We start from the raw sequence: 1,940 nt of genomic DNA, 5'->3' as shown, positions 1-1,940 counted from the left end.
GGCGAAGGCTGCACCACCCAGTACACCGGGCTGGCGTGGGGTGTTGTTCAGGCCCTGGCTATTGTCCTGCTTTGCCATGCCACCCAGTACCGCCGATTCGCCAGTACGAAAAGCGTCGGCGGCTGCCGTGCCGGCTTTCGACATGCCCCGACTCATACCTATCAATAGGTCTATGGGTTCCGCGAAAACGGTTTGACCGGATTTACCACCAGTAGCCAAGCGCTTGATACCGCCGATGCCGGCCGCAATGCCGCGTTCAATGACTTCGTTACCGAGCACAGCTGTGTTGCTGGCGATGTTCACCGCATGGGTGCGCACGCCGCTCAGCAGCGCTGCCCGGTAGTAGTAGCCGAACAAGCGCTGCATCTTGCCTTCGGGCTGGCCGACCAGCTTCGCCAGGTTCTGCACGCCGCCAGCCTGTACTGCTTTTCCGATTGCAGCGGCGAGATCATCAGCACCTTGAACACCGCCAAGGCCTTCGAGGATTCGCTGTGCATCGTTGATGTTCTGGACCTGGCGTCTTTGGGCTGCAAGTGCTCGGCCACTCTCGGCGCGTGCGCCCATCAGTTCGCCGAACACCGTTTTCAGGTCGCCCAGATCTTGCACAAAGGAGGCCTTTTCCAGGTCGCTGGCCTGGCCGCTGGCGATGCGTTGCTGCTGCTCCATCACCGTCTTGAGTCGGTCGCTTACCAGATCGGTGCCAGCAATGATTTGCTCGGCGTTCCAAGCTTGGCCGATCCTGCGGCTAAAGGCTTGGGCTTGTGCACCGTCGAGGCCTATCAGGTTGGCCAGGCGGCGTTGTTCATCCATGGTCACGACACCACGGCGGCGGGCTTCGATGTCTTGTTCAGCTGGGCGCAGCAAGTCGAGCGAGCGGGTGCGCTGCTCGCCCTGCACCCCAAGATTGTCGAGCAATGGCGCCACGTCCTGGCTACCCGCGAACGGTGTTTTCGGCACAGGTTGCGGCACAGGCTGTGGGGCCGGCTCGGGCGCTGCCTGTGGCGCGATCTGCTCGGGCGCAGGGGTAGCCATGGCTTCGGCTTGTGGCGCTGCAGCAGGTGGCGCTGGCGGCTGTTCTGCCTGGTTGTTGAGGGTTGGCCGGCGAAGGCTGGCAGCACCGCCCATGGCGCCGCCGACTACGCCACCGAGCAACATGGACTTGTCGACGCCTTCCATGGCTGGGCGGTCGGTCGCCAAATTGGTCAGTACCTGCTGCTGCCCGCTTTGGCTGAGTTCTTCCAGGCTCTCGATACCGGTCCCGATCAACGAGCGGTTGACCAAGCCCTTGGCGACGTCGACACCGCCTGCGCCAGCCATCTGCGCGTCAATGTCCGCTACACCCAGCTTGCGACCGATACGTGCCCCAGCCGCACCGAGTAGACCAGTACCGATGCCCGACAGAAGCGCGAGGCCGGATTGGCCGGGGGGCAGCGTGCCCGTAGCTTGCCGGGTTTGCTCTGCTTGCTGACCAGCTGCGACGATGCCCTCGCCAGTACCCGCCCCGACCACACCTGCAACTGCTGGGGCAGCACCGAGGGCCTTCACGCCCAATGCTACGCCACGACCGATGCCACCACCGGCCAGCATGGACGGCACAGATTCAGCGATCAGGTGCGGGACATTGCCTGGGTTTTCTGCCAGAGCCTGCAGCGTGCCACCAATACCTTTTGCCTGATCCAGCGCCTGGCGCGAGGCTTGGCGGTCGGGCGTGTCGTGCTGGTCAAGGTAATTGCGAACGCCGCGAGTGTCATACCCGATGGCTTCGGGAATAGCCCCGCCTGAGAGCAGGCCTGCGATGCCAGCTACAGCATCACCGACGCCTACGCCACCACGGGCGACCGACCGGCCGTAGTCACCAAGCATGCTGTTGTCGATGGCTGATTCGATGCGACCCAGATAGCCGGCCTGCTCTGCGGGTGGCACATCGTTGTCGATGGCAT

The 1,940-nt window shown here is 63.6% G+C and carries 1 pseudogene; it reads right to left on the bottom strand.

The features are described 5' to 3' along the window. Nucleotides 1-1,940, bottom strand: a pseudogene (locus HP546_RS29675) (hypothetical protein); the annotation flags it as partial.

This window comes from Pseudomonas sp. CM25 (assembly GCF_013179705.1).
GTDB lineage: Bacteria > Pseudomonadota > Gammaproteobacteria > Pseudomonadales > Pseudomonadaceae > Aquipseudomonas.
The sequence above is the reverse complement of the archived record's forward strand: the minus strand, read 5'-3'. Positions and strand labels throughout refer to the sequence as shown.